3 protein-coding genes are annotated in these 2,382 nt (G+C 74.1%); 2 read left to right on the forward strand and 1 reads right to left on the reverse strand.

Features of this window, described 5'->3' with window-relative positions:
• Positions 1-375, forward strand: a 375-nt coding sequence (locus ACWCSD_RS51640; protein WP_449927076.1) for an SbtR family transcriptional regulator, incomplete at its 5' end; no start/stop codon positions are given.
• Positions 376-395: 20 nt separating this feature from the next.
• Here ACWCSD_RS51640 and ACWCSD_RS51645 read toward each other — a convergent pair.
• Entirely contained in the window at positions 396-1,037 is a 642-nt protein-coding gene (locus ACWCSD_RS51645; RefSeq protein ID WP_449927079.1) for a TetR family transcriptional regulator, read from the reverse strand.
• Between the two features lie 311 nt (positions 1,038-1,348).
• Between ACWCSD_RS51645 and ACWCSD_RS51650 the strand changes: the two genes are divergently transcribed.
• Positions 1,349-2,041 carry a zinc-binding dehydrogenase gene (locus tag ACWCSD_RS51650; RefSeq protein ID WP_449927082.1) on the forward strand — a complete coding sequence of 231 codons (693 nt, stop codon included), beginning with the start codon at positions 1,349-1,351 and terminating at the stop codon, positions 2,039-2,041.
• The last annotated feature ends 341 nt before the right edge of the window (positions 2,042-2,382 follow it).

The following is a 2,382-nucleotide window of genomic DNA, read 5'->3' on the forward strand; positions in this document are numbered from 1 at the left end:
AGCCTGCGCGGCTTGCGGGCGCGCTCGGACGAGCTGCTCGCCTCACCGTCCCCGAGCAGGGCCCTGATCACCTGGACGACGGCCGCCGTCGAGCATGCCATGGCCTATCGCGGCCTGGTCGACGCCCTGGTGGACAGCCTCGCCGACCCCGCGTCCGAACTCCACGCCACCTGCCAGGCCGTCAAGGCCGCCGGGGCGCAACTGCTGACCAGGGCCCAGCAGGCGGGGGAGATCCGGCCCGATGTGGACGCGTCCGCCCTCTTCTCGCTGATCGCTTCAGTCGCCTGGGCGGTGGAGCGGACCCCCGCGCACCGTGATCAGCTTCTGGCCGTCATGTTCGACGGGCTTCACCGCCGGGCGGATGGGCCGGCCTGAACCTGCTGGTCCAGGGAGGCTCAGCGGCCCGGCTCGTCGCCGGTGAAGGTCGCCGCCTGCGGCGTGGCCGCGAAGACGGTGCGCAGTTCGGCGAGCAGGTCGTCGAGTGTGGGGTCCGGTGAGGCGGTGGTCCAGCCGCGCAGGGCGGCGTGGAAGGCGGCCACCAGCAGGTCGAGCGCCAGCCTGGGCCGGTGGTCGCGGTCGCCGAGACCGAGCCGCCTGCGCAGGGTGGTCTCGAAGGCCGCGCTGGTGCGGTCGCAGAACTGCAGCCCGTGCGCGGCGATGGACGGCGTACGCTGCGACAGCTCCTGACTGAGCCGCACGCGGGCCACCCATTCCGGCCCCTCCGCCGACATCCGGCGCACCGCCGCGAGCATCGCCTCCTGCAGCACCTCCAGCACGGGACGGCCGCCGAGCGGCGCGTGCTCGACGTCGTCGAGGAGCGCGGTCCACAGGGCCTCAAGCGGGGCGGAGGCGACCTCCTCCTTGCTGGCGAAGTTGCGGAAGAACGTGCGCTTGGAGACCTCGACCTCCGCGCACAGCTCGTCGAGGGTCACCTGGTCGAAGCCGCGCTCAGTGAACAGCGCGAGCGCGGTGTCCACCAGGGCGGCCCTGGTCTTGAGCTTCTTGCGCTCGCGGAGCGGCAGCAGGTCGGCGGTCATCGTCCCCAGTGTATCCGGAGCGCATATGCCTCCTATAGGCTTATGCCACTCAGTGGCACTTTGGAGGATGTCATCATGCGCGCTTTGATCGTCGACCGTTCCGTTCCCGGTGGTCTGCGGGTGGGCCAGGCGCCCGACCCGGTGCCGGCGCCCGGCGAGGCGCTGGTCCGCGTCACCGCCACGTCGCTCAACTACGGCGAGGTCAGGCACGCCCTGCAGGAGGCGCCCGAGGGCACGGTGCTCGGCTGGGACGCGGCGGGGGTCGTCGTCCAGGCGGCGGCCGACGGCTCGGGCCCGCCGCGGGCACGCCCGTGGTCACGCTGGGCTGGGACGGCGGGTGGGCCGAGCTGCGGGCCGTCCCGACCGACCGGATCGGGGTCGTGCCGCAGGGCGCGGACCCCGGCGCGATCAGCACGATCCCGGTCGCCGGCGCCACCGCGCTGCGCGCGCTCGACCGCCTCGGGCCGATCCTGGGGCGGCGCGTCCTGGTCACCGGCGCGACGGGCGGCGTCGGCCGGTACGCCGTGCAGCTCGCCCGGCTCGGCGGCGCGTACGTCATCGCCGCCACCGGCGACCCGGCCCGGCACGGCGACGGGCTGCGGGCGCTCGGCGCGGACGAGGTCGTCGCCGCTCCCGCCGAGAGCGGCGGACGGCTCGACGGCGTCCTGGACCTGCTCGGCGGCGTCCCGCTGGTCGAGGCGTTCGACCAGCTCACCGAGGGCGGCACGTTGGTCGCCGTCGGCCACTCCACGGGCGAGGGCGAGAACTTCCCGTTCGGCGCGCTGTTCGGCGGGCCCGACCGCCACGACCGCTCGCTGGTGACCTTCCACCTGCTCTACTGCCAGGGCCTGCACCGCGACCTGACCTGGCTGGCCGGGCGGGTCGCGGACGGCACGCTGAGCCCGGAGATCACCTGGCGCGGCGGCTGGGACGACGCCGCCGAGGCGGCGACCGCCCTCCTCGACCGCCGCGTGCACGGCAAGGCGGTGCTCGACCTGACGTGAGAGGCGGGCTGGACGAGTGAGCCCGAGAGCCTGTGCGGGGGGCCGGGGTCTCCAGAAAGAAATGGGACTGGGCCCACTTCTTCGACCTGCTGGGCGCTCCGCTGAGCCCCGACGGCGACGCCGGCACGGCCACGGTCATGATCCGGCCCGACCACGACACCAGCCGTCCGCACTGCATCGGCTGCGACGACGGCCACCCCGAAACCGACTGCCCGGCCCACGGTCGGCCTCGGACGTGGAGGTGCAGCCGCTGGTCCCGCTGCAGTACACGTTCCCGGCCGGGCAGGCGTACACGGTCGGACTGACCACCACCGGCGAGTACTACAGGGCGACGACCTTCG

It is taken from the genome of Nonomuraea sp. NPDC001684 (assembly GCF_053596515.1).

Coding starts and splice junctions, on each gene's coding strand:
- ACWCSD_RS51645 (WP_449927079.1), bottom strand. CDS start 1,037: ATGACCGCCGACCTGCTGCCGCTCCGCGAGCGCAAGAAGCTCAAGACC.